The sequence below is a fragment of the Thaumasiovibrio subtropicus genome (assembly GCF_019703835.1).
Lineage (GTDB): Bacteria > Pseudomonadota > Gammaproteobacteria > Enterobacterales > Vibrionaceae > Thaumasiovibrio > Thaumasiovibrio subtropicus.
Genome location: NZ_AP023055.1, coordinates 641067 through 666054 on the forward strand (window position 1 = coordinate 641067; position 24988 = coordinate 666054).

23 protein-coding genes are annotated in these 24988 nt (G+C 46.3%); 14 read left to right on the top strand and 9 right to left on the bottom strand.

Features of this window, described 5'->3' with window-relative positions:
* Window positions 1-151: 151 nt before the first annotated feature.
* On the top strand, window positions 152-1009 hold the full coding sequence (locus TSUB_RS19235; RefSeq protein WP_246616515.1) for an NAD-dependent epimerase/dehydratase family protein: 858 nt from the start codon (window positions 152-154) through the stop codon (window positions 1007-1009).
* A gap of 309 nt (window positions 1010-1318) precedes the next feature.
* On the opposite strand, the gene TSUB_RS19240 is transcribed toward TSUB_RS19235, so the two are convergent.
* Both TSUB_RS19240 and TSUB_RS19245 read right to left on the bottom strand, forming a co-directional pair.
* Complete coding sequence (locus TSUB_RS19240) at window positions 1319-2701, bottom strand: short-chain fatty acid transporter (protein WP_087016954.1); 1383 nt, start codon at window positions 2699-2701, stop codon at window positions 1319-1321.
* Window positions 2702-3086: 385 nt separating this feature from the next.
* Complete coding sequence (locus tag TSUB_RS19245) at window positions 3087-4031, bottom strand: bile acid:sodium symporter family protein (RefSeq protein ID WP_087016952.1); 945 nt, start codon at window positions 4029-4031, stop codon at window positions 3087-3089.
* Window positions 4032-4595: 564 nt separating this feature from the next.
* Between TSUB_RS19245 and TSUB_RS19250 the strand changes: the two genes are divergently transcribed.
* The 9 genes from TSUB_RS19250 to TSUB_RS19290 all read left to right on the top strand — a co-directional run bounded on the left by TSUB_RS19250 (window position 4596) and on the right by TSUB_RS19290 (window position 14140).
* Complete coding sequence (locus TSUB_RS19250; protein ID WP_087016950.1) at window positions 4596-5591, top strand: alpha/beta hydrolase; 996 nt, start codon at window positions 4596-4598, stop codon at window positions 5589-5591.
* A 373-nt stretch (window positions 5592-5964) separates the two neighbouring features.
* Entirely contained in the window at window positions 5965-7488 is a 1524-nt protein-coding gene (locus TSUB_RS19255; RefSeq protein ID WP_087016948.1) for a methionine--tRNA ligase, read from the top strand.
* 322 nt (window positions 7489-7810) lie between these two features.
* Entirely contained in the window at window positions 7811-8302 is a 492-nt protein-coding gene (locus TSUB_RS19260) for a hypothetical protein (protein WP_221274652.1), read from the top strand.
* Window positions 8292-8768 (top strand): hypothetical protein, encoded by a 477-nt coding sequence (locus TSUB_RS19265; protein ID WP_221274653.1) that lies wholly within the window; start codon window positions 8292-8294, stop codon window positions 8766-8768. Before TSUB_RS19260 ends, TSUB_RS19265 begins: the two co-directional genes overlap by 11 nt.
* Window positions 8769-9286: 518 nt before the next feature.
* Window positions 9287-10228, top strand: coding sequence for a Fe2+-enterobactin ABC transporter substrate-binding protein (gene fepB / locus TSUB_RS19270; RefSeq protein ID WP_246616516.1), 942 nt, complete (start codon window positions 9287-9289; stop codon window positions 10226-10228).
* An 85-nt stretch (window positions 10229-10313) separates the two neighbouring features.
* Complete coding sequence (locus tag TSUB_RS19275; RefSeq protein WP_246616525.1) at window positions 10314-11276, top strand: FecCD family ABC transporter permease; 963 nt, start codon at window positions 10314-10316, stop codon at window positions 11274-11276.
* The gene (locus TSUB_RS19280) at window positions 11273-12319 is read left to right on the top strand and encodes a FecCD family ABC transporter permease (RefSeq protein ID WP_087016940.1); all 1047 of its coding nucleotides are present in this window, start codon (window positions 11273-11275) and stop codon (window positions 12317-12319) included. Before TSUB_RS19275 ends, TSUB_RS19280 begins: the two co-directional genes overlap by 4 nt.
* A gap of 164 nt (window positions 12320-12483) precedes the next feature.
* Window positions 12484-13305, top strand: a complete 822-nt coding sequence (locus TSUB_RS19285; protein ID WP_087016938.1) for an ABC transporter ATP-binding protein — start codon at window positions 12484-12486, stop codon at window positions 13303-13305.
* A gap of 13 nt (window positions 13306-13318) precedes the next feature.
* Window positions 13319-14140: a siderophore-interacting protein gene (locus TSUB_RS19290; protein WP_087016936.1), complete on the top strand. Its 822-nt coding sequence runs from the start codon at window positions 13319-13321 to the stop codon at window positions 14138-14140.
* Window positions 14141-14292: 152 nt separating this feature from the next.
* Here the strand turns inward: TSUB_RS19290 and TSUB_RS19295 are convergent, their stop codons facing one another.
* The 5 genes from TSUB_RS19295 to TSUB_RS19315 form a co-directional block, all read right to left on the bottom strand.
* A complete protein-coding gene (locus TSUB_RS19295) occupies window positions 14293-15156 on the bottom strand; it encodes a hypothetical protein (protein WP_087016934.1) in 864 nt (287 codons plus the stop codon).
* 21 nt (window positions 15157-15177) lie between these two features.
* Entirely contained in the window at window positions 15178-15876 is a 699-nt protein-coding gene (locus TSUB_RS19300; protein ID WP_087016931.1) for a hypothetical protein, read from the bottom strand.
* 431 nt (window positions 15877-16307) lie between these two features.
* Window positions 16308-16964, bottom strand: coding sequence for a Qnr family pentapeptide repeat protein (locus TSUB_RS19305; protein WP_087016928.1), 657 nt, complete (start codon window positions 16962-16964; stop codon window positions 16308-16310).
* Between the two features lie 246 nt (window positions 16965-17210).
* Window positions 17211-18425: a retropepsin-like aspartic protease gene (locus tag TSUB_RS19310; RefSeq protein WP_087016926.1), complete on the bottom strand. Its 1215-nt coding sequence runs from the start codon at window positions 18423-18425 to the stop codon at window positions 17211-17213.
* Window positions 18426-18441: 16 nt separating this feature from the next.
* Window positions 18442-19374 (bottom strand): LysR family transcriptional regulator, encoded by a 933-nt coding sequence (locus TSUB_RS19315; protein WP_087016924.1) that lies wholly within the window; start codon window positions 19372-19374, stop codon window positions 18442-18444.
* Window positions 19375-19513: 139 nt separating this feature from the next.
* On the opposite strand from TSUB_RS19315, the gene TSUB_RS19320 reads away from it, so the two are divergent.
* Window positions 19514-20248 (top strand): SDR family oxidoreductase, encoded by a 735-nt coding sequence (locus tag TSUB_RS19320; RefSeq protein WP_087016922.1) that lies wholly within the window; start codon window positions 19514-19516, stop codon window positions 20246-20248.
* A gap of 52 nt (window positions 20249-20300) precedes the next feature.
* Here the strand turns inward: TSUB_RS19320 and TSUB_RS19325 are convergent, their stop codons facing one another.
* Together TSUB_RS19325 and TSUB_RS19330 are read right to left on the bottom strand one after the other, a co-directional pair.
* The gene (locus TSUB_RS19325) at window positions 20301-20576 is read right to left on the bottom strand and encodes a zinc-ribbon domain-containing protein (RefSeq protein ID WP_087016920.1); all 276 of its coding nucleotides are present in this window, start codon (window positions 20574-20576) and stop codon (window positions 20301-20303) included.
* Between the two features lie 141 nt (window positions 20577-20717).
* Window positions 20718-21416, bottom strand: coding sequence for a hypothetical protein (locus TSUB_RS19330; RefSeq protein WP_087016918.1), 699 nt, complete (start codon window positions 21414-21416; stop codon window positions 20718-20720).
* Between the two features lie 214 nt (window positions 21417-21630).
* Between TSUB_RS19330 and TSUB_RS19335 the strand changes: the two genes are divergently transcribed.
* The 3 genes from TSUB_RS19335 (at window position 21631) to trpB (ending at window position 24948) form a co-directional block, all read left to right on the top strand.
* Window positions 21631-22275, top strand: a complete 645-nt coding sequence (locus tag TSUB_RS19335) for an HAD family hydrolase (protein ID WP_087016915.1) — start codon at window positions 21631-21633, stop codon at window positions 22273-22275.
* 135 nt (window positions 22276-22410) lie between these two features.
* A complete protein-coding gene (locus TSUB_RS19340) occupies window positions 22411-23505 on the top strand; it encodes a mechanosensitive ion channel family protein (protein WP_246616517.1) in 1095 nt (364 codons plus the stop codon).
* A gap of 219 nt (window positions 23506-23724) precedes the next feature.
* Entirely contained in the window at window positions 23725-24948 is a 1224-nt protein-coding gene (gene trpB, locus TSUB_RS19345; RefSeq protein WP_087016913.1) for a tryptophan synthase subunit beta, read from the top strand.
* The last annotated feature ends 40 nt before the right edge of the window (window positions 24949-24988 follow it).

Genomic DNA, 24988 nt, shown 5'->3' on the forward strand with positions numbered 1-24988 from the left:
ACGTCAGGAAAACATACATTTTCCAACAGATCGGCGGAGTAAAAAGTGGTACTGTGACTCAAGTATAAGGTCATTATTACAGAGTAAGGCATGAAGCCTGCATAGTCCTCAAGGAATCGAGGCAAACCTGTCGCATAAGGAGTTAATGCGAATGAAGATCTTGCTATCTGGCTCGCATGGTTATGTTGGTAATCATGTGTATGAGCTACTACGTCAACGCCAACATAATGTTTATATTTTGCAGCGTGGTAAGGCTCACCCTGTGTTACATGGGCGAGTGCAACAACTTGATGATGGTGACGCTTTCGGCACATACGATGTGGTGATTAACTGTGCTCGTCCGCACTGGTCAGAATATGACCCCGAAACGATTGCAGAGATCGAACGTCAGTTGCTCGCAGATTTAGACAAGTTTGCGAAACGCGATGCAGTTAAAATTCATACCTCGGGAGTGTGGCTGTTTGGTCACGCAACCCAACAGGAAATGAATCAATTCAAGATGGCACCTTTTGAATGTGTGTCGCATGACAAACGAACGGTTTTGGATGCGCTGAATCAAGGCTGGAACGTTGTCTTCTGCCCAAGTTTGATTTATGGCGGTAAACGCTGTCAGTTAAAGCGCATTGTTGATGACTTAGATTCGCAACAAATGTCAGTTTTACTGCCCTCGACAGGCTTCAACCAGTATGTCCATGTGGATGATGTTGCGGACTTCTTCTTAGCATTAATTGCAGCGGGTGTGCACAGTCAACCGCATGCCATTGCCGAACCTATTGGATATAGCCCGCTAGCTTTTGCAAAACTACTTACTCATCATGGGTGGATAAAGCAGATTCAGACCTACAGTCAATCAACTTTCATTGATAAATTTGGTGACGATGCGTTGGATATTGAAAAACTAAACGTTTGTTTGCCCATATCGCCGTTGTTTAGGCCGAAGTACGCCGTTGCTGATTATGTGGAAGAAACCCTACAAGTCTCTCAACTGGCTTTCGCGGGTGGGCGATAGCCTCCCTTGAGGTGGCTTGGGTATATTAGAAAAAGCGACCTCATACGTATTTATGCTGCTTCAAAATGCGCGTTAGGCGGAAAATGTGCCTAATAGTTGCATATCGCACCCCGAGGTTTGTATAGAGTCTGCTCGAAAGGCGGCTCTATTCCTTCACCCCTTTTGCTTTGAATGTAGGGCGCTAGCCCGATTCTGACCGTCGAATTTTGACGTCGCGTGAGGATACGAAACAGCGTATTGTTTCGCTGTTTCGCTGTTTCGCTGTTTCGCTGTTTCGCTGTTTCGCTGTTTCGCTGTTTCGCTATTGGGCTAGAAAATCAGTAACCCGAGACTGATCAAGACGCCAGAGGCAAGCAGCGCAACAATACAGAAGCCCATAATGTCTTTGGCACTCAGTCCGGCAATGCTTAGCGCGGGAAGCGCCCAAAAGGGTTGTATCATATTGGTCCACGCATCTCCCCAAGCGATTGCCATGGCTGTTTTTGCCGCTGGTACGCCGAGTTCTGCACCTGCTGGCATCATGATGGGGGCTTGGACAGCCCATTGTCCGCCGCCCGAGGGCACAAAAAAGTTAACAATGCCAGCGCTCAAAAAGGTAAAGATTGGGAATGTAAAGCTGTTGGAAATACTGACAAACCAATCGGAGACGGCACCGGCTAAGGAAACACCTTCAGGTCCTTTTGCGACCATCATGCCCATAATGCCCGCATAAAAGGGGAATTGAAGTAGGATGCCTGTTGTATTGCGGGTGCCCTCAGCAATGGCGGCGAGGAGTCGCTTTGGCGTCCCATGTAGCAAGATAGCGGTGAACAAGAAGATAAAATTGACGATGTTGAGATTGAGTGCAAAGCCATTGTTGGCAAAGTAGCTAAAGATGTAGGTGAAGCCAATAATAGCCAGTAAGCGGTTGACCCAACGGCTATTTTCTAGCTTTTCTGCGGGTGTTGTTGCTGAATTTTGTTTTGCTTCGTTGGTACTTTCGTTGAGTAGGGCGGGATCAATCGTCACCACCGCTTGTGGAGCTGGGTGCATTGCGCGATTTAACAATGGGATCACAATGAGCATGGCTGCTAGGATGACAAGGTTCATCGCAGAAAATAGCGTTTCAGAGGTTGAGATACCTTCCGTTAGCGCGCCAGCCGTAACACTTTCGATATTGCTGCCGCTCGCAAGTGCGAGAGGGACTGAACCGGACAAGCCAGCGTGCCAAAAAAGAAACCCGGTATAGGCTGATGCAATGAGCAAACGATAGTCGACGCCCTTGACTCTTGCCGCCAACTCACGGGCGAAAATGGCACCCACAACAAGACCGAATCCCCAGTTTATCCAGCACGCTAATGCACTGACTAAGGTGACGATGTAAATCGCGTGTCTTGGCGTTTTGGCCGTCATCGCGAGATAGGACAGTCCTTTGCGAAAGACAGGTGCAGATGCCATTGCATGGCCGGTGACAACAACCAGCGCCATTTGCATCGAAAACTTGAGTAGATTCCAGAAGCTGCCAGCAAATGCGTCAACCATCTGCAACGGGCTTTGTTGCGTGACTGGCATTGCTATTAAAAAGACGACGAAAGTGAGTATTGCAGCAAATAAGAAAGGGTCAGGAAGATAGCGTTGTACAATGGCTGTGCACAGGGTAGAGAACCGTTGCAGCAAGGTTGCTCTTTGGGCTGGAAGTGTCTCTGCGGACATAGTTTCCTCCTTGCAAGGTGACAGAATGCCCATCCAAACTGTTGGGTTCCGCAATCCTTGCGCTTGTGTAGGGTTAAGGTTGTTTTTATTGTTTTGTTCGCGTTCTATTCAAGCGCAACCTTTCTATTTATGAAACTGTTAATATTGGGAAGTGGCTTTGCATATATTCAACAACAGGATGAAGGACGAATTACTAGTTGGTCGGAGTGATACGTTGGCCTAGTGAGGGGTTACTAGCGGGAGAGGCATCTGCGTCAAAGCGACATGATTAGCTTCAGTTTCGTGCCGTTGCAAGGTGAAGAATCCTATCTAGGCGAGTCCTTCGCGGACAACAAAGTTGGAACTCACGACTATTGGGGCAAATAGTCGTGAGTCAGTCGCGATATCAGGATTGCGCTGATTGTGATTGCGTTTGGGCGCGAGTTGACGATTTCTTCGACCAGCAACCTGCGAGTAGTGAGCCTGATATGTTGTGCCAAATTGAAAACAAGGTGCCCGGTAGCGCGGCGGCTGGCGTAAAGAACTTCATCGCCAAAGCAGTCGCTAATCCTGAGTTTTGTAACCCCACCTCAAATGACACCGTGCGACAAATGCTTTCGTCAAAGCCTAAAACACGGCAACTCCAGTAACCAGCGAGTAAACCAATACCATTGTGTAAAATGACGGCCAGCGCAATGATAGGCCCAAGTGTGGCAAACTTGTCTGCATTTAGAGCGACGACGATCGCGATGATTAAAACAATCGCTGCCATTGAGATGAGAGGTAATACAGGTTTAACGGCCTGTGCAGCGCGACTTGCAAAGACATTAATCGCGACACCTAATGCGACTGGAATGAGCACAATCTTTAACAAACTGGCTAGCATCGCAAGTTTTGGCACGTCGACGGTCTGCCCCGCAAGCAGTTCAACCAGCAATGGTGTTAAAACTACCCCGATCAAAGTAGAAAGGGCGGTCATAGAGATCGAGAGAGCCACATTACCTTTCGCGAGAAACACCATCACATTTGACGCAGTTCCACCTGCTACGCTGCCGACGAGCACCATACCGACGGTTAGCTCGGTACTGAAATCAAGCAGCAGACTGATCGCGACGGCCGTGACGGGCATAACGAGAAACTGCAGTATCACGCCGACCCCGATGGCGGCTTTATGTTTGAAGGCATCCAAGAAATCTTTATGGCTCAGGCTAACCCCCATCGCTAGCATGATAAGGGTTAAGAGTGGCACGATTTGAGGTCTCAATGCCACAAAGAGATCGGGTTGGAAGTAAGCCATGGCTGAGAGTAAAAGTGCCCATATGGGGAAAAGTTGTGTGATGCGATTAATCATGTCGTTCCTTCTTTATTCCAAGCAGAGTGGGCCTTGGTTATGGCTTTGAACTTATCTGTACGAGCGCTAGACAGCGTCGCTTTTATTGTTGGATGTAATGTGTTTGTTAATTTAATACTTGCATCATTTCATATTCATAATGAACATGGCAATGAGAATTGTTATTATCTTTGTTGATATACTCAAGCCACCTCAAGATGCTTGTTCAGCGAGAATTTCTAGGTTTGTCAGCAAGGCACTGCTTTGAAGATCTAGTGGACTAAATCGAAAAGCAGTAACAAAGATGACGAGCCTAGAAAACTCGCCCAGAGGGAAGCGCCTAGCGCTCCGATTTCTGCGTTAAAGGTATTTGAAAGGGGAAGCCATTCCTTCATACCTTTGCCTTGAACTCGATGCGCTAGTCCGCTTCTGAATCCTGCATCTTGAGGTGGCTTGAGTATAGATCATTGCGTGCGTTGCATATTTTGTAATGCGTTAAGCCTTAAAATTAGTGGTTAATTTTGCATTCTATCGCTTGGGCGCACTCAGGTGGAGCGCTGAGTCTTAGGAAAGGAGAGGATTTGAATGGAACAAATAGCTTCATCCAATGTGACACAAGTCGGCACGTTAACGCGCTTTAGCTTGTACTCAAAGGCCATTGATGGGAATCCTGCTGGTGAAAGTGCAGAACGCGATGTGATGGTTTACTTACCCCCGAGTTATGCCACCAGCAACAAAACGTATCCAGTGATCTATCTGTTGCATGGTATGACCGCTTCGCCGGCAGAGTGGTTTGAATCTCCTTTTCATAATCCACAGTGCGATATTACGATGAATACCTTGATTCGAAGTGGCGCGGTGGATGAGATGATATTAGTCGCACCGTGTGCAAAAACCGCATTGGGGGGAAGCTGGTACCTTGAATCTACTATTACGGGTGATTGGCCACACTTTATCTGTGAAGAGCTCGTCAGTGAAATTGAGCAGCGCTATCGGGTGCATGCTTCGGCCTCAAAACGTGCGTTAATCGGTCACTCTATGGGGGGCATTGGCGCTATGACTCTTACCAATCGTTACCCTACACTTTTTGGTTACGTAGCGGCATTAAGCCCAGCTAACCCAATGCTAGAGTCCTCACCCGTTACTGAGGGCGATTGGCAATTTTTTGAACAGCAGCTGTCGATATTGGAGGCAGGGGGGGAGCCAGAATGGATGACCTATGTCTCTTTAGTCTTTCTTCAACACTATTTCCCAGATACAGGGAACCCACCGTATTACTATGATCATCAGGCAGCTTCTGAGCAGTTCGCCAAGTTAGCGGATTATAACTTAGAGACGTTATTTGTTGATTGGACACCGACCCGTTTGTCACCACAGTATTTCGCAGAAATGGGAACCCAAGAGGGGGAGTACAAAGGCAAGGCAATTACGGAGCGCTTCAATGATGTGATGGCATTACTTAAACGTAAGGGAATGAACCTAGACTACGAAGTCTTTGAAGGCGGACATTGTGACAAGATTGCCGACAGAATGCGGCGCGTATTTCTGCGAGCGGATCGTTTCTTTCACGCAAATGATTAGATTGCATCGCCGTTCGTTTTACATGCAAAAGCCTGTCGTTGGCAAGTGGCGCCCTTTCTAGGGCGTTGTACTCAAATCACCTCGGGATGCGGGTTCAGCCACTCACAAAGTCACAAGCAAGCACGGATAATTGCTGCTTGTTCTTAAACTAACCATTTGTTATTTTGAATGTTATGAACAGATTCAGTAAACACACTTCTTCAATGATGCTTATGCCTACTCAGCGAATGCTGAGTGGGATGGGCTGCCTGTTCTAGACGTTTTCTTTGAACGCATCACCATTCCAAATCAATTGAATGCTGGAGTGGTGAGTTATCTTTAAGTTCGTACCTCTGCTCCAGTTATATCACTTTTACACACTGGAGACTAAGTTATGACAGCTTTTATTACTACCCCGATTTTCTACGCGAATGGCGCCCCTCATCTAGGGCATGCCTATAGTGGGATTCTAGCGGATATACTTCATCGCTATGCCTTGGTGCGAGGTCAAGATTGCAGATTGATCACAGGCACGGATGAGCATGGCCAAAAAATTGCGAAGGCTGCCGCTGTTGCAAACGAGGAAGTCCAATCCTTTGTTGATGGTAAATCTGCAGTTTTTCAGTCTCTCTGGCCATCCTTGGGCATTGATGTTAGCCAATTTATTCGTACAACAGAACCTCAACACCAAGCACACGTCAAAAGGGTATGGGAAAAGTTGGCGGCTCAAGGTGATATTCAGCTAGGTAGCTATGGGGGCCTCTATTGTGTTGGTTGCGAACAGTACTATGTCGAACGTGATTTAGTTGACGGGAACTGCCCCGTTCACTTGACCCCAGCGCAGCAAGTTGAAGAAGAGACGTATCTTTTTGACTTAGAGAAATATCGAGCGCGCTTGCTCACTTATTATCAGCAAAATCCGGGTGTCATCACACCGCATCACTTTCAAGCTTCCATCATGAGTCAATTGGAGAAACCGCTTGAGCCTTTGTCAATTTCACGTTTTCAGCACTGCTGGGGGGTGGAGGTGCCAGATAACCAAACGCACACCATCTATGTTTGGATAGATGCTCTGTTTAGCTATCTCACCGCGATTGAAAAAGAGGGAAACACTGCAGAGGCGTTAGAAAACACCACTCATGTCATCGGCAAAGACATATTGCAGTTTCACGCCGTCTATTGGCCGATATTTTTGCTTGCGCTAGGACTTCCGTTACCCAAGCGATTGTTGGTTCATGGCTGGTGGACAATCAACGGTCATAAGATTTCGAAATCTATTCCTGAAACAACGGTACACCCTTCTAGTTTTGCTCAGGCGTTGAGTGAAGATGGTTTACGTTACGCGTTAGTTCGGCAAAAACCCGCTCATCGAGACGGTAATTTATCACTGGATGAGCTTAGTGAAGTGATCAATGCGGATTTAGCGAATAACTTCGCCAATTTAGTGAAACGGAACAACACCCTGATACTCAAGTACTTTAGTGGCAGGTTGCCCGCCTATTCTAGAGCGGCACTGGATGAGAGTACGAAAGTACTGTTTGATAGTGCAAACTCAACCCTACGCGCGGTAGAGGAGGCCTATCAGAACGGAGATGTCTATCAAGTGACATTGTTCCTTCGAAGGCTGACTGATGATCTCAATAACTATTTTCATCATCGCGCCCCTTGGTTGATCCATAAAACACTGTCTGCTGATCATGTGGCACAAACTTGTGCTGTGATTGCGCACTTTGTTCAGCTTTTAGCACGATGTTATTACCCGATAACGCCTCGCCTAGCAATACGGGTACTTAAAGAATTCGGCGTCAGTCTTGAAGGGGAAATCTCGATGCCGTCGCACATTGAACCTGTAGAAATTGGTACTGCTGATAGTCACTTCGAAAGGATATTTGCATCTAAGCACGCTGAGATTTCTTGAGGGAAAGTAAGCATAAATCAAAACGGAGCGCCGTGAGCGCTCCTGAGTATTTATGTGCTGTCTTACTTCAGTTGTTATTGACTCGAACTCGACGTGCGTCAATCTCTCGCATTACACTATCTACAAAGTAAGTAAATTGTTCCTGACTTGTGGCCATATAGACTTCACGCTCAACCTTCCGAAAAACTGAATACTTGCTCTGATGTTGCTCGCGTTTTGTGCAGTCTGCCGAATGACAAAGTGGTGTGGGGTTAAAAAATTGCACCCGTGTGTTAGCGTCGTTTTGAATAACGAAGGTGGATTATAGGGCTAGGTAATTGATATGAAAGTATATAAGCGGGGGACGTTGACTCAGGCGGAAGGCTCGAGTGAGCGAATTTATCAACTCACGGTTTATGAGTTAGATACCGAGAAAGCCGCACGTTTTCAACTGGAGTACGAGCGAGGTCGACGAGGTTATACACCCACAACGGGTAAAGTAAACATATTACCGATTACGCTTGATGAAGCCGAAATTCTCTTTGAAAAAGAGTTAGCCCGTTTTAGAAAACGTGGGTTTGTTGACTTGCAAGTGGAGGAGAACACACCGGTATCCTCCGAAGTTAATGACGCTGAATTGGTCGATATTCCGACGGAGCAAGTGGAAATTGACATGCCCGCTAATATCGAAATAGAGGTTGCATCTGCAGAGACTGTCGAGGAGGCTCCAGAGCCAGAGCCAGGAGCCAGAGCCAGAGCCAGAGCCAGAGCCAGAGCCAGAGCCAGAGCCAGAGCCAGAGCCAGAGCCAGAGCCAGAGCTAACATTGGTTGGTGAGAGCGAGACACCTGAACTTGACAATCGTCTTGAGTTTACTTTGCCGGACGAGCAAGTGTTTTCTGAATACCCTCGTGATGACAGGGCTGCAGCAAACACGGCGTCGTTAGGTTCAACACATTTTGAAGAACCAAAGCGCCAGTCCATTCACCATCATCAAGATCAGGAAACCGATCTTTTGCCGGATTTAACGGTTACGATTGTTGAAGTTGAGGACATTACAACCAAAGTGAAAGAAAAATCGGTGGACATTGAAATCGTGGAGCGCGAAATGGCAAGTTTTACGCATCCTCGACATCGTCGTCTTGAAGAAATGCCGGAACCTTCTCTCTCTTTTGGGAAAAAAGTGTTGTTGTTTCCTGCAGCCATTCTACTTTATCTCTATTTTTGGGTCATAGATCGTCCATGGTGGGCCGCATTAGTCGCAATGGGACTATTTTTGCTCTTTATTACGGGAATACTGTAAGTATCCTGCTTAACCAACCCCAGGATGCGGTATTTAGCAGCGGGTTAGTGCGTCGAGTTCAATGTAAAGGCGTGAAGGAATGGAATTTCCTTTTTATGCAGCTTTAACGCAGAACACGGGGTGCTAGTCGTTGCTGTTTTGGGATGTCGTCCACTTGTTCTTCAAAATGGTGCCTTACTGACAAGCCTTGAAACTCGCGCTGAGTATGCCTCTCGAGATGGTTTGAGAATATATCTACTGTTTCTTTTCCTCTAATAACCTTTACAAACGGTCACTCATTAATATTTATGAACCGTTCTCATTAGTTTCTGGTTATTTCGCATAATGTATTTCTTCATAATGCTTGAATAATAATTAAATGAATAATTCTTTCTTGAATCTATCTGTTCGAACCGTGTAGCATGCGGCTATAGCAACATGCTTCTTTTATAGCTTTTGATGTTGATTTAATTTTCTCCATGCGAATAGTGGAGTATATATCAGCAATATTATTAGGGATAACAAACGAGATGGAACGAATGATGATAATAAAAAACAGTATAATTGCATTATTGTGTTTAGGGGTGTTCTTTTCTTCTTCCGTGTTAGCTGATAATACTGATTGGCCTCGTTCGTTTAAAAATGATGATGGTACGGTGACCGTTATTCCGAAGAAACCCACGCGAATTTTATCGACATCGGTCTCCATCACCGGGGCTTTACTCGCCATTGATACCCCGGTTATTGGCTCGGCAACCAATCGGGCCGGGCGCTGGTTCGCACATTGGAGTGAGATCGCAGATGAACGAGGTGTAGAGCCTCTTTGGCCTGCGGGCACGATAGACATTGAGTTAGTTTATGCGCTAAACCCTGATTTAATTATTGTTTCACTTGGTGGGGCGGATGCGGTGTTAGAACACGTCGCGTTGCTGCAGGAGATTGCTCCCACCATAGTATTGAGCTATGGGAACCAGTCTTGGCAATCATTAGCGGTAAAATTGGGTGAAGCGACGGGCACTGAATCACGTGTTTCTGAACAGATCACCGCGTTCAATGATTACTTAGTTGCAAGTCGAAATAAGCTAACTCTGCCTGAAGGTAAAGTGAACATTGTGGGTTATTTTGGCCCGGGTACTGAAAATGCAATTAGCCCCAGAAATAGCTCTCATGCACAAGTGTTGACCGCGTTGGGCTTTGATGTCGAAGAACCGAATCCAGACTGGCATAACCGAGACGGTGAAGTTCTCGACTTTTTACGTGTTCATTATGAAACACTCACTGAACTGACTGCGCCGACAACGTTTTTATTGGGTGAAGATGACGCCGGAGCGCGAAAAATGTTGCGCGATCCAGTGATGGTGAATGTGCCTTCAGTGAAGGCAGGGCAAGTTTATGGCCTAGGAAAAAACAGCTTTAGGATTGACTACTTTAGCGCGTTGGAAATGGTTGACTTGATTGTTAAGCGTTATGGTACCGAATAACGACAACGCAAAGGCACTGTTACTTACGGTGTCTCATGCTCGCCAGAAAGAGACCCGTTGGAAACGCTTCGGTCTTGTTTTTTCAATGGTTCTGTTGCTGATATTGGCGGGCATTAGCCTATTTATTGGCTCACGTGATATTCCGATCAACGTCAGCCTAGATGCAATTGTCGCGTTTGATAGCAGCAATAGTGCACATCTACTGGTGCAACATATCCGGATACCAAGAACCATTCTTGCCATCGTTGTGGGTTGTGCGCTTGGCGTTGCTGGTACTGTCATGCAGGCGTTGACCCGCAATCCACTGGCAGACCCTGGGATTCTCGGTGTGAATGCGGGGGCGGCGCTAGCTATTGTCTGTGGGATAACGCTGTTTGGGGTGACAACGACACAAGCTTACATGTGGTTTGGCCTTTTAGGCGCATCGATAGCCGGTGGAGGCGTATACCTGCTTGCCGGAATAAGAGGAGGCATTAATCCCGTGTTGGTGGTCCTCGCAGGTTCAGCATTTAGTGTGGTTATGCTTGCGATGACGCATGTCATAACTTTGAACAGTGAAAATGAAGTATTGGATATGTTCCGTCATTGGGCTGTGGGTGCGTTGCAAGGACGTGGTTACGATGTGTTGATTCCTGTCAGTGTATTGGTAGCGGTCGGTTGTGCAATTGCCTTTATCCTGAGTGGCGCGTTAGATACGGTCTCTTTGGGTGAAGATATTGGTCAGGCTCTGGGTGCAGAGCCGATTAAAGTATGGTCGCTATCAGCTATCGCGGTCATTGTATTGGCAGGAGCAGCAACTTCCGCAGCAGGGCCGATTAGCTTTGTTGGATTGACTGCACCACATATTGCACGCCTGCTGGTTGGCCCCGGCCACGATTGGCTCTTGCCTTACGCCATGGTGATTGCTGCCATTCTTTTGTTGGGGGCGGATATTGCGGGAAGAATCATTGGTCATCCTTCTGAGATTGGAGTCGGTATTATGGTTGCGCTGATTGGCGGGCCCTTCTTTGTCTTTTTGGTAAGACGATGGAAGATAAATCAGCTATGAGTAAGATTTCTATACCTTATTTTGAGGGTCGACTTTGGCAAGTTGGTCCTCTCTCGTTGGTCATTTCTACCCGACAACTTATGGTGCACGCAATACTTCTATTACTTGCGCTGGCAGTGGCATTCTACAGTATGACATTGGGTAGGATTGAGGTCGCAACCTTGCAAGTCATCGACATCGTGCTTGGCAATGGTGATGGAGGCATGGTTGAGCGCATTGTCATGAATGTACGTTTGCCAAGAATTTTGACTGCACTGTTTGTTGGTGCTGCGTTAGGCATTTCTGGGGCGATCTTTCAGTCCATTTCTCGAAATGCACTGGGTTCACCCGATGTGATTGGCTTTACCACGGGGGCCGCATCTGGCGCTTTAATGCAGATTGTTATTTTTGGTGGTGGTGCTCTTGCCGTCTCAAGTTCCGCAATTGCAGGCGGGCTTATTACTGCAATGGCCGTTTACCTGCTGTCAATGAAGTCTGGCAGTGTCGGGGGATATCGGCTCATTTTAACGGGGATCGGGATTGGCGCTGTTCTCAGTGCCTTTAACGGCTTACTTCTCGTAAAAGGTACTATCGACGATGCAATATTAGCCAGTCTCTGGCTTTCTGGATCCTTACATGGGCGAACATGGATGCATGTGTTTCCAGTGATGCTTGGCGTCATAGTACTGCTGCCCATCGCGATCTCGATGGGAAAGCAACTTAGCCTGACTGAAATGGGCGACGATCTTGCGATGCAGTTGGGTGTCAGTGTTGAACGTTGCCGCTTTGTCATGATTCTTTGCGCTGTGGTACTAGCCGCGCTGGCAACAGGTGCGGCTGGACCGATCGCTTTTATCGCGCTGGCAGCGCCACAGCTTGTACGTCGTTTGTTACGCGATCACAATTTACCGCTTGTTGGTTCGGCACTGATGGGGGCATGTCTACTTTTGTTCGCAAACCTGTTTATTCAACTGCTACCTCTCAATATGACTGTCCCAGTTGGCCGAGTGACAGGGATCATCGGCGGGCTTTACCTCATATGGCTCCTCACACGTCGTCATTGATTTTTTGAGGATAATGCTAAACAAGTTAACCGTTATGCGAGGCGGTCAAAATAGTCGTTAAACGTTTACAGTTTGGTGATTAATCCCTACCTTTTTCAGCCAGCCACTTTTACTCAGAGTGCGCACTTGATAGTGCTACCAATGACGTAACGCAAAGGAAATGAATGAGCCAGGCACAACAAAATAAATTAGATGCTCAAACACGTTTAAAGGGACTAGGACTGACACTGGGTTACGATGGGCGAGTTATATGCAAAGACATGGACGTGTCTATCCCCGATCATAAGTTCACCGTCATTATCGGGCCCAATGGTTGTGGTAAGTCGACGTTGTTGCGAAGTTTGTGTCGCTTGCTAAAACCTGAACAGGGTACGGTATATTTGGGTGGACAAGACATACATCGACAACCTACCCGCCAAGTGGCCAAAACCTTAGGCCTGTTGCCCCAAAGTGCGCAAGCACCCAGTGGGATTCGGGTAATAGATTTGGTCGCAAGAGGGCGTTACCCCCACCAAGGAATGTTTAAACAATGGCGAGTAGAAGATCAGAAAGCCATTGAAGACGCGCTAAGGTTGACGGGTACGGCAGAGTTTGCAGAACGCGATGTTGACGCGCTTTCGGGAGGGCAAAGGCAGCGTGTTTGGATTGCGATGGCTTTGGCACAAGAGACGCCAATTCTATTGCTTGATGAGCCAACAACGTATCTCGATATTGCCCATCAAATCGAATTGTTAGACCTTTTTAAAAGGCTTAACCAAGAATCAGGTCGCACGTTAATCGCGGTGTTACATGACTTGAACCAAGCTTGTCGATATGCGGATCATTTAATTGCCATGGCGGGTGGCGAAGTTAAAGCTGTGGGCCCTCCCGCTGAATTAATCACCGAGTCTCTAGTATCCGAAGTCTTTGGGCTACAAAGCATGATTATTGAAGATCCGGTAAGCCATACACCTATGGTCATTCCCCGAAGTGCAGAGTTATCGTAACAAGGAGTAATACATGAGTGATGCGGAAGCACCACAGCGAGTTAGGCCTTCACTGTTGGCGTTTGTTCGTAAGGAGCAAATATCACCCAATCTAGTCAGGATCATTTTGTCTGGAGATGACCTTATTGGTTTTCCTGAAGACAAAAATGGTGCGCATGTTAAATTGTTTCTTCCCAACCAAGTGTCAGGGATATTAGAGTTGCCGACGAAAGAAGGCGATAAGATAATTTGGCCGGAACACAAGCCCGTTAGTCGCGCCTATACGGTACGATATTATGATCCAGAGGTGAATGAACTCGCCATCGATTTTGTGACCCATGGCAAAGCCACGCCGGGTGGAGGATGGGCGCAGAATGCCAAAGAGGGTTCTACGCTTGGTTTGGCAGGGCCGGGTGGCCCAGATCCGCTGCTCGCACCTGCTGATTGGCATGTTATTGCCGTCGACTTAACTGCCGTACCCGCCGTGAGTGCGATATTGGAAAGTTTGCCAGCAGATACACGGGGTCATGTGTTGATTGAGGTTGATGACTTAGCAGATAAGCATGACTTTGCTAAGCCTGATGGTATGACAATCACATGGCTTGAGAGCCGACCGCGAGATTCAGTCTCTCCTTTAGTGCAAGCGATTGATGGGTTGCAGAAACCCTCCGACGCAAAAACGGTATCGGCATTCGTGGCAGGGGAGAGTCGTAGTGTCATTGCTTGTCGTGACAAACTGAAAGCAGACTACAAGCTCACACGAAAGAATATGTATGCGATCCCTTATTGGCGACGGGGCCAAGACGAAGAGACTTATCACCAAGAGCGCCATACAATCATGGATCAAGAGTACTGATCGGTGAACTGGATGAGGTACAAAAAAGGGTTGCTGCTGCAGTCCTAGGTTGATGTTTGATTTCACCTAGATTTGTCAAACAGTGATGGTTGACAAATCTAGGCATTTTTCTTAATAAGCAAAGCGAAAATGGCTAAGGATATCTTCCTTAACTAGCTCGTACATAGGCTTTGCGATGGGACAACGATTACCCAAGATCTCAGGTCTTTGATGACACGGTCTTGGCAAGTTTCCTCTACAATAACACCACGAACGACTTTTTTACGGCTATTGCTCTCAATGAAGTAAGTTTGTGGGTTTTTATCTTCTACCGAGTAGTGACCAGTCATCTCTTTTTCAACAACGGCGATTGTTTTGTTTAAAAGCGCCGACAGTATCTCTACCATCAATGCTTGATCGCTGTTTTTTAAACGCTCTATCTTATCGTCAGTAAGAATATCACCATGGACTTGGATCAGATTTCTATACTTAACAAGAGGTTTACCATTGTGTCCGGTTTCATTTGAAGGAACCCAAATAATCGCCGTTAAATAAGGACGGTTGAACTCACGATCGCTGAAAAAGATCGGCTTAATCCTAACGGTTTCATCTTTGGCGAGTTCGAAGGGGATTAGGTTAGCATTAGGATCTTGGACTAAGCCTGATAAAGTGAGGTTCGCTGTCATACCGTACAAGACAGAAATCGCTTGATTTGCTTCCATCTGCTGGGCTTGGAGTTTCTCATCTCTTTGGCTATCGATGATAAAAGAGTGAGCAATTAACTGTCCGATGAGTCCTGCAGCTCCAGCACTTCCACCGACAGCATCAACGTAAAGCATCTGTGTACTATCAACGGTGTCGTTTTGGTTGTAGACTCCGCGCAAATCAACGTTCTCATCGATGAAAGCAAGCGTGAGCTCAGTTTCCGGAATAAATCCATTCGTCAGTGTGTTTGTATGCTCAGCATAATCATCAGAATAGGGTGTGGTTCCACACCCTGTCAGAAATAAGCTAAAGCAAAAAAGAAACTTTTTCATAAGTGACTTTTAATCCCTAATTTATAGAACAGTTCGGATCTTCTGCTTTGCGTTTTCAATTGCTTGATAGTAAGAGGTTGTCACACTTGGGAAATCGCTTGGTTCATCCCAGTTACCTGCGGGCTGAACTTTCTCATCAAACTCTAGATATTGAAGGTAAGCGTTGTTGTTTAAGTTGACTGAGTAGACTCTTCCAGAGATGTGGCCTAGTGGATCACCGTTAGGGAAGTAGTTACTAAAGCTACGATAAGCACCATGGCGATACACTTCATAAACAACCAAGTAATCTAAACCTAATTCTTCTTTTAGTAGGCTGAAGTCATGAGGGGCAAATCCTAGACCACCTTTGAAGTCTTCTAAGTCTGCGAACAGCACAGGCAGTTTTGTTATTTCAACATGGTCAAATCTTTCTTCATAACCGTCGATAATAAGTTGCTTGATATTCAACAACTCATCATCACCTATGGTACTTTCAAGATGGGTATCCAGTGAAGCGGTTAGGGCTGCGGCAACGCCATAACAGAGTAAGCAACTTGCACCTTCAATATGCGTAGTGGCCTCATGAATGGGAGGAAGGTAGATGATACCGACTTTTGATTTACTATCTAACAACTCGTTGGTATCAAGATTAATGGTTGGTTGAATCGGGGTAGATTGACACGCGGATAATAGCGTAATCACTGCCAAAGCAGCAGTAACTTTTAGCAACTGACGAAACATCAAATGTCCTTTTATTCGTATATTTGGATAGTGAATCTTACGTACGTATTAAAATGGAAAGAACGAATATTTAGTGTCAAAACTAATTCGAACTCAAAAACGGATGTAAGAAACTGTTATTATCCGTAAATCAATGAAATCATCAATTGTGATCTTAGTTCACTAATGTTGTTACTTTGTTTCTGTGATTTTCATCGGTAGATTGAAAATAAAGTGGATGAAGTGGGTCAATAATGTCACTGGTTTGTAGCGGGTATCACGCCAGCTTGATGGTTGGTGCTGGGGTTATATGTGATGGTTATGAATTCGTCTGGTACACTTTTTAAGGTGTTTTTGGTCTGCTAGGTCCTTGTTTAGTTGTCTATACTCAAGCGTTGATAGGCCACTTGAGTATAGAAGGTGAAGCACTATTGGTCTTCTCAGCTTTCAAACTAATCCGGATAAACGATTATCCCGAGAGTCTCTAGCAATTGTGCTTGTTGCCATGCCGCAATTTTCACACCAGAGGTATCCACGCGCCTTGGGTCTAAACCGTCTAGCTCCGCATGGCAGAGGTTCGTGTCTTGGAGGTTAAACTGCCCCCAGACGTCTTCAGAGAATACCCCGCGGCTTAAATCTGAGCCTTTTAATGAGGCTCCGGTTAAGTGTGTACCTATCCAACGGTTTTCGAATAGCTCGCATTTTTCAAGGCAAAGCCTCTCCATGTCGGCATAAGATAAGTTACAACCCGTGATAAACGCGGAGCAAAAGTACATGCGTGTACTGACTTGGTTGGCAAAGTTTGCGCGTGAAAAGTTCGCGCCTTTTAGATCGCATTCTCTTAACTCAATGCCGTAGCAATTTGCATGACTGAAATTTGCCATCGAGAGCTGACATTGTTGGAAGCTCGCCTCGCGCAAGTCTGCAGCATCAAAATGGCAACCTTCAATATCTCCCTGTTCAATAAATTTGCAGTCAACGAACGTTGTTTCCTTGAGGTTAGCGCGACTAAAACGACAGCGAATAAAACGGCATTTTGAGAAGGTGAGGCTACTGAGATCTTGCCGCGAAAAATCATGGCGGTCGTAGGTGTGGTTATGGGTGTTCACAGGTAGTGTTCCTTGGTCTACAACAGAATATGGCCAAGGCTAACATTGATATTGATTGGTAGTCCATGAAATTAATTTCTTTAATTTCAATAACTTAAAATCACGTGTTTTTGCTTCTTATTGGCCCTGTAAGGGGGTAGATGAAGCGATTAGGGTGTTGGATTGATGCAACCGTAAAGAAAAAAGTTCAACGGCTTAGCATCGGATTTTGGTGTGTCATTTGAGCGGATTAGCGCAGACCCGCGATCATCGTGTTGATGTTGCGTTGAGTTTTAGAATCGACACGTCTTGTTCTCGACGTAGTTTTAGGGTGATCTCCGACTGGTTTAATTGATGCCAAAGTGCATCAAAATGCGAGCAAAGTGTCTCTTTCGTGGCTGGTGTGAAATCCCACTCATTGATGGAAAGGACGGTATCGCCAAGGCGAATGTTGGCATTATCTGCAATGCCACCCGCCTCAACAAAGCTGACTTTTAGTTGTGTTTTATCAAAGTATAAACGCATCCCCCAATTGGGTGTGACTGGCGGCACAACATCGTTGGGGCTTAGCGATATTCGGTTGTTCTGGTAATCGAGTGTGAGGCGATGAGAGACAAATAGTTGGATACCCACGAGGGTCGGAGGGGTCGGTCTAATCCAACTTTCCAAATTGGCGAAGGGTTTACCCGCAATCGTCATGTTTTCGAGAGCGATTTGTTGATAGTCGTTGTTTTTTGTCGCCCCTCCTGCTGATTGCATCAACTGTCCAAAACCTTGCGCTATCATAGAGTGAGGGCCGATGGCCTCGGCCGCAAGTTGATTGATGTGCAATAGCCCACCGAAGCCAGTATCGAGCAGCGCATTATCAACAAAGTATTCACCGACACCATACTTCACAATTGGGTAATGAGGATAGCCAGCATCAACGAGCTCGCCATGCCATAAAGCGCCGTCCGTAGAGAAAGGTACTGACCGTGGCGCAATGGTAAGCGCATGTTGTTGAACGTCAAATTGCCAATTGAAATAGGGTAAGAGATCAGCGCCGATAACGCCGTTCTCAATGATACATTTTGCAACAGGAGCTCGCTGAAAATCATGAATGAGCACGGGGAAATCTGTTATTTCGATATTGCCCAGTGTCATTTCATGCAGCATTGCTTTTTCCATTGAGATTGGGAGACGATTACCATCAAGGCCCGTTTGCAGACTCAGTGTTTGCAATCCAAGCTGATCCGCTAGCTGTTTATCAATAATGGTTGGCGAGCCTGTATCTAGAACCATGGTTACAGGTTGGTGATTAATGATGACATCGACATAGAGCTTTTGATAGCGCAACGTCAGTGGAACCGTCGTTGGCGTTGATTGATGGACAATAGTGGCAGAAGGCAAAGCGTGCACTGCCGGAGAGACTGAGTCAACGCCTGATGTCGTATTGCACCCTGCTAAAAGAGCCATCCAAATATAGCGAAGCGCTTTTGTCATGGCTTACCTGCCTGATTCATGAATGAGAGCGTAGCGACAGAAGCGTGTTTGGTAGCATCGAAGCTAAGTACTCCCAAACGGCCATACTGGCGCGGGATCGGCTATCTCTACTTAGGCACACTAACTGTATCGGCAGCACGTCATCGACATCGTACCTTTGTAAAATCCTCACTAGCTTGCCAGTTTGAAGTTCTTCAGCGATGAAAGCGGGATCGACTCGAACGATACCGAAACCTTGACATGCCAACGCTAGCAATGACCTAGCGTCATCAGAGTAGAGGGAAGCGGTCACATCTATTGTTATTGTAGCGCCATCGGTAACGCGGAATGGCCAATGATTGTGTGTATTTTCTCGACTCTTGAAAATGATACAGTGATGTTGGCTGAGTTGATCTGGTGTCTGCGGTGTACCGTGACGTTGCAGGTAATCAGGACTAGCTGCGACGCACATGCTTTTTTCTCCTATTTTCCTCGCCACAAGATTGGAATCGGGTAAGTGACCGATACGTATGGCGATGTCGACACGTGTTGCGATGAGATCGACATAATTGTCATCGAGATTGAGCTCGATGGTCACTTTTGGGAAGCGGGCTTTTAAAGCGGTAAGGTGAGGCAAAATACACTGCTGAGCAAGCAGGGTTGAACTGCTTATTTTTACGACGCCTGTCGGCTCAGTTTGTTGCGCTTGTGAAAATGTCTCTAACTGCGAGAGAAGCTGCGGTAAGTTTTGAGATAGCGTAAGCAGGTGTTCGCCTGCCTCCGTTAATACTAACTGTCTTGTGGTGCGTTGGATTAATCTTTGACCAACGAGCACTTCTAATTGCTGAATTTTCTTACTCACCGAAGATCGAGGTAGAGACAGGTGAGCTGCAGCGCCTTGAAAGCTTCCCTTTTCAATCACCAGCCGGAACATGGGGAGGTAAGGGAGAATTTTAATCGCCTCTATCATGAACGATGCCTTATAGGAAATTGAATTTTATTGTTTCCAGTATGGGAACAAAGTGTTTCAATATTGATGTCTTATCGAGATCAATAGAGCACGTTATCGTATTTGTCGTCAAGCATGCAACGTTAATAAGGAATGAACGATGACAAATAAAACGATATTAATCACGGGTGCAACGGCAGGTATTGGTTTAGCCGCAGCAACACATTTCATCGATCAGGGGTGGCGTGTTGTCATTACTGGACGCAATCGTTCTAAACTGAATGAGGTCGCGACGCGATTGGGTGACAATGTGATCGCGATGTTGTGTGATAGTGAAGATCTATCGGCCATCGAAGCGTTGGCGATTTCACTCCAATCACAAGATGTTTTTCTCGATGCCTTAGTGTTGAATGCTGGTGTCTTTCATCCTACCACCGTGCCGGGAACAACAGTTGAGGACTTTGACAAGACAATGTCCATTAATGTTAGAGGTCCCTTTTTCACCTTACAGTCATTACTTCCGCAACTGCGTAACCCCTGCAGTGTTGTGCTTTTATCTAGTCTAATCGTCAACAAGGCATTTGCTGGGGCGTCTTTATATGCCGCTAGTAAAGGCGCGTTGGAAGGCTTGATGGGAGGACTGAATTTAGATTTGGCGGCAAAAGGAATACGAATTAACGCATTGCGCCCCGGTGTGACACATACAGAGATCCAAGGCAAAGCGGGAATGAGTGATGACGATATAGCCGGGTTGAAACATGTCATGTCCGATACACCGCTTGGTCGTATCATGGTTGCTGAGGATTTGGTGAGCGCTCTTGATTACTTGGTCTCACCCGCTTCTATCGCGATGCGCGGCGCTACTATGGATATTGATGGTGGTATGGGTTTGTAGCAATCGCGCATGGCTTTTTCATCCAAGTCTTGGCACCGCTTGGATGAAAGCGTTAGGCTGAATAGTGCGAGCGAGCAACTTGGTTTAAATCACCGTTGGCAGCAGAGATTTGACTCATCGGAATCTCGAAGCCATTTTGACAATGCGGGCAGATCATATAAGCCTGAGACTTATAGGGAATGACCGGAATAAAAAACAGCGTAAACCAATGAGTCACCTTGATGAAATGAAAAGGCACGGATTGGCTGCAAATGCCGCAGGCAGCATGATCATCCGCTTGACCAAGCGGTTTAGTGGTTGTTTTTCCCCATCCAAAAATAAAAAACATCGTTGCGTCCTTGTTTAATAAATTTGGATGCTATTTGAACAATTTAAACGTATATTCACTAGGGTTATGTGTTGATCTTTAATGTTGCCTCGCAAAACAACCGACTAGCGTTTCACACTGAGATGAAATTACTACCTCTCACTAAAGGGTAAAGTGCTCATCAAGGGTCTCAGTATCTTCGCGAGGTGTGTAGTAGTAATAGTCTTCTTTTTCAGGGTCCCAACGAAAGTAGTTCAGCTCGTTACCAATACTTTGCAGTATGTCGTCCAGAACAAGCTGTACTTTTTCTTTATCCAGCTTGCGAAGATTCGCGATGCGATGATAGAAAACAGTCCATGAGACAAGCGCATCGTCCCAGCGTACACTGCCATTGTCGCTAGTGGTAAAAATGTACTCTGGTGGGTCAATTTTTCCGGTATGTTCCCATTCGTTAGCGATTAACTGATCCAATCCCTGATTACCTGCTTCGCAAGAAGATAAAGAGACAAAGACATCACCATGATAATCATTCATATCTGTGAAAATCGGTTTCATGGCTTCAAATACATCACGCCATTTTAAGAAATCACTGCCAAACTCAATGCCTGTTTTGTTTCCGTGAGCAGAAATATGAATGCAAAGTGGCATCTCTCGTTGGCTCTTTACTCCGTGACTAGAATCAATCGATGAAATATAGCGGCAGTATTTTCGTAGGTCTGCTTCTGAATAGGCGGTGAGGTTAGCGACTTTATGGCCGAAGATTTCGCAAACTTGTTCGAGGGCTTTAGCTTCTGAACGATCATTGAGGAGGTCCAATGGGTCGACACATTCAATGATGAAGAGTTTAACTTTGTTATACATGGGGCTGACTGTGAATAAATTCTTATTCGTTGCGTTGTTCAAAAGGAACAGTCTGCCAGAGTTTCGAATGCAAGACGCGGAATTAGCGATTCTTTCTTCTAGAAATGAGAGCGAACAGCAAATTGTCAAATGTCGCGAGAGTTTAATTGGTAGTATGTTTAAAGGTCGCGCCTTTTTTTAGACTCAGGTTTTCAATGGCTAACAAGGAGTGGTTATGCAGCACGTGATGTTTGATATTGATGGGACCTTGATTCAGTCGTATGAGTTCGATGGACGCTGCTTTGCTGATGCAGTACGTGAAGTGACAGGGCATGAGCTTGCTATCGATTGGACGATTTACCCTAATGCAACAGACCGCGGTATTTTGATGACCTTGATTGAGCTGGCGTTACCGCACTGGTCTCTTGATGCGCTTGAGGCCGCGGTGAAAATGGTTTTTTTAAGGCGTGTAACGGAACATTTAGCAGCGCAGCCCGCAGAGCCAGTTGACGGGGCGATAGCGTTTTTCAACGCGCTTAAACAGAGTAAGGAGTATACCCTATCGATTGCTACTGGCGGATGGAGAGAGTCTGCGCTGTTAAAGTTAGCGTCAGCTGGGTTTGATGTATCTGATTTAGTGATAGGGACATCCAATGACCACCACGAGCGTATTGAGATCATGAAAACAGCGTTGCGTGGCGCTGACCCGAAAAACCAATGGCCTGTCACCTATTTTGGTGATGCGCAATGGGATATTGATGCTTGTGAAACAATGCAGATAAATCTTGTGATAGTCGGTTCACGGGTCACCTATCGTCAGCAGATGCGTGACTTCATTGATCAGGCTAAAGCGTTGGCGTTTATTGATAAATCAGGGTAATCGCTTTTAATTGAGCTTATTGCAACTGATTTGTGAATGCCTTTACGATCTGGCACCTAATTCACAGAATGAGGGTCGCAGTCATCGGTCATCTGCGATAACTTGGCACTATGTTATTTCAAGGAAGAAGTTATCGTGGATCAATGGCTTGAAGAGTTAGAGATACAAAGCCTCACGCTGTTTGAAGGCACTTGGTATATCAAGGCTGGCATGATAGTTGGTTTGACTATTTTAGCCTTCATTATCTGGCGCATTTTTTCATCGCGCACTGAGCGCTGGATTCATTCCACCTCCTTGGTTTGGGGAGATGCCATTTGGTACGCATTGCGCTTGCCTGTCAACTGGATGATTGTCGTCTTTGGTTTGTCTGTATTGTCGCGAGTCCTCGACTACCCAGCTATTAATGCCGTGGTGCCTACGTTACGGCAGATCGCTGTTTCTCTGCTGTTTGCTTGGGGGTGTTTCCGCTTTATCGGAAAAGCAGAGGCGCATTTTGTTAAGAAAGGGCATGATCCGACGACTGTCAATGCTTTGGGTAAAGTCGTCGGCATGATCGTGGTTATCTTTGCCTTTTTGAGTATCATCCAAAGCCTAGGCGTGAGTATCTCCGGTATTCTTGCTTTTGGTGGTATGGGTGGCTTGGTGGTGGGTATGGCCGCCAAAGACTTGTTGGCGAACTTCTTTGGTGCCGCGGTCATCTATTTTGATCGCCCATTTAAGGTTGGCGACTGGATTCGTTCACCAGATCGCAGCATTGAAGGCACGGTCGAACGCATTGGTTGGCGCATTACGGTAATTCGTACTTTCGATAAGCGCCCCTTGTATGTACCCAACTCTGTCTTTGCGAATATCGTCGTGGAAAACCCGTCTAGAATGACAAACCGACGTATCTACGAGACCATCGGCATTCGATATGCAGATGCTGAACAGATGTCGTCTATTGTCAAAAATGTGAAGGCGATGTTGACCGTTCACCCCGAGATTGACACTCGCCAAACCATGATAGTGAATTTCAACGCTTTTGGCCCCTCTTCGATGGACTTCTTTGTGTATACCTTTACAAAAACTACGAACTGGGTGCATTTTCATGAAGTTAAGCATGATGTACTGCTTCAAATACTGAAGATCATTGAAGAGCATCAGGCTGAGATTGCCTTCCCGACGCAGACATTGCATGTGTCGGGAGAACCGGAACCAGAGCTAATGCCGGAAATAGCCACTGCCCAGTAAGTGTGTGTATCATGAGTCTTCTCATACTCGCGCGCATTGGTTGAACTAAAGCCTGCTTCTTTACCAAAGAAGCAGGCTTTTTTGTGAGTTAAAGCAAGCGTACTCATCAATGAGAACACTCTCACGGAATCAGACACCCATGGTTAAAAGGACGTGCAATTGGTTTATTGAGTAGTAGATTAAATAACCACTATGTCATAGAGGTTAAAGGATTGCAGGATGAAGAACAGTTTTGATCACCCAATGCCGAATGCGGACGGTTACTTTGGCGAGTTTGGCGGTAGTTTTATTCCGCCAGAGCTCGAGGTCATTATGAAGGAAATTAATGCGGCGTATCAGACTTGTCGCCAAGACCCTGCTTTCTTGGAAGAGTTGGCTCGCCTCTATAAGCATTTTGTTGGCAGGCCAAGTCCCATTTTTCACGCGGAGAACTTATCGAAGAAATACGGTGTGGATATCTTCCTAAAGCGAGAAGATTTGAACCACACTGGTGCGCATAAGATCAATCATTGCTTAGGTGAGGCGCTCTTGGCGAAAAAAATGGGTAAGAAAAAGCTGATTGCCGAGACGGGGGCAGGGCAGCATGGTGTAGCGCTCGCGACGGCAGCCGCCTTGGTTGGCTTAGAGTGTGATATTTATATGGGCGAAGTGGATATCGCGAAAGAGCACCCTAATGTCGTGAGAATGCGCATTTTAGGTGCGAACGTCATTCCGGCAACCCATGGTAGAAAGACCTTAAAAGAAGCAGTAGACGCCGCATTTGAAGCCTACCTTAAAGATCCCATTACGCAAATTTATGCCATTGGCTCAGTTGTTGGGCCTCACCCGTTTCCGATGATGGTGCGTGATTTTCAGTCGATTATTGGTAATGAAGCGCGCGTGCAAATACAAGAGATGACAGGGCGTCTTCCGGATCATCTTGTCGCTTGTGTGGGGGGAGGGTCCAATGCAATGGGGCTGTTTACCGCGTTTCTTGATGATGATGGTGTCGAAATTCACGGCGTGGAGCCCGCAGGACGTTCATTGCAAGAGGTTGGCGAGCACGCTGCAACGCTGACGTTAGGTCGACCCGGTGTTATGCATGGCTTTAAATCTTACATGCTGCAAGACGATTTAGGTGAACCTCAGGAAGTCTACTCGGTTGCAAGTGGATTAGACTATCCTTCCGTTGGACCTCAGCACAGTTTTCTAAAAGATGCAGGTCGCGTGCAATATGGCACGGCTGATGATAAAGCCGCGATCGATGCCTTTTTTGAGCTATCGCGTCTTGAAGGCATTATTCCAGCGATTGAATCTTCACATGCTGTGGCCTATGCCTTCCAGTTGGCGCAACAAGGTAAGCGGGGTTCTATTTTGATCAATCTCTCTGGCCGAGGTGATAAGGATATCGATTTTGTTGTCGAGAAGTACGGTAAGGATTATGGCATTGAATCGTTAGTTTAATCACAGTGTGCGGGAGAAGCGCAGTGAGCGTAAACGCTCA

Bases quoted from the DNA above. Each gene is read 5' to 3' on its own strand.
- TSUB_RS19315 (WP_087016924.1), bottom strand. From the start codon at position 19,374: ATGATAGAGGCGATTAAAATTCTCCCTTACCTCCCCATGTTCCGGCTG.
- TSUB_RS19285 (WP_087016938.1), top strand. From the start codon at position 12,484: ATGAGCCAGGCACAACAAAATAAATTAGATGCTCAAACACGTTTAAAG.
- TSUB_RS19275 (WP_246616525.1), top strand. From the start codon at position 10,314: ATGGTTCTGTTGCTGATATTGGCGGGCATTAGCCTATTTATTGGCTCA.
- TSUB_RS19260 (WP_221274652.1), top strand. From the start codon at position 7,811: ATGAAAGTATATAAGCGGGGGACGTTGACTCAGGCGGAAGGCTCGAGT.
- TSUB_RS19250 (WP_087016950.1), top strand. From the start codon at position 4,596: ATGGAACAAATAGCTTCATCCAATGTGACACAAGTCGGCACGTTAACG.
- TSUB_RS19245 (WP_087016952.1), bottom strand. From the start codon at position 4,031: ATGATTAATCGCATCACACAACTTTTCCCCATATGGGCACTTTTACTC.
- TSUB_RS19330 (WP_087016918.1), bottom strand. From the start codon at position 21,416: ATGTATAACAAAGTTAAACTCTTCATCATTGAATGTGTCGACCCATTG.
- TSUB_RS19235 (WP_246616515.1), top strand. From the start codon at position 152: ATGAAGATCTTGCTATCTGGCTCGCATGGTTATGTTGGTAATCATGTG.
- TSUB_RS19240 (WP_087016954.1), bottom strand. From the start codon at position 2,701: ATGTCCGCAGAGACACTTCCAGCCCAAAGAGCAACCTTGCTGCAACGG.
- fepB (WP_246616516.1), top strand. From the start codon at position 9,287: ATGATGATAATAAAAAACAGTATAATTGCATTATTGTGTTTAGGGGTG.
- TSUB_RS19290 (WP_087016936.1), top strand. From the start codon at position 13,319: ATGAGTGATGCGGAAGCACCACAGCGAGTTAGGCCTTCACTGTTGGCG.
- trpB (WP_087016913.1), top strand. From the start codon at position 23,725: ATGAAGAACAGTTTTGATCACCCAATGCCGAATGCGGACGGTTACTTT.
- TSUB_RS19280 (WP_087016940.1), top strand. From the start codon at position 11,273: ATGAGTAAGATTTCTATACCTTATTTTGAGGGTCGACTTTGGCAAGTT.
- TSUB_RS19295 (WP_087016934.1), bottom strand. From the start codon at position 15,156: ATGAAAAAGTTTCTTTTTTGCTTTAGCTTATTTCTGACAGGGTGTGGA.
- TSUB_RS19325 (WP_087016920.1), bottom strand. From the start codon at position 20,576: ATGTTTTTTATTTTTGGATGGGGAAAAACAACCACTAAACCGCTTGGT.
- TSUB_RS19320 (WP_087016922.1), top strand. From the start codon at position 19,514: ATGACAAATAAAACGATATTAATCACGGGTGCAACGGCAGGTATTGGT.
- TSUB_RS19300 (WP_087016931.1), bottom strand. From the start codon at position 15,876: ATGTTTCGTCAGTTGCTAAAAGTTACTGCTGCTTTGGCAGTGATTACG.
- TSUB_RS19255 (WP_087016948.1), top strand. From the start codon at position 5,965: ATGACAGCTTTTATTACTACCCCGATTTTCTACGCGAATGGCGCCCCT.
- TSUB_RS19310 (WP_087016926.1), bottom strand. From the start codon at position 18,425: ATGACAAAAGCGCTTCGCTATATTTGGATGGCTCTTTTAGCAGGGTGC.
- TSUB_RS19335 (WP_087016915.1), top strand. From the start codon at position 21,631: ATGCAGCACGTGATGTTTGATATTGATGGGACCTTGATTCAGTCGTAT.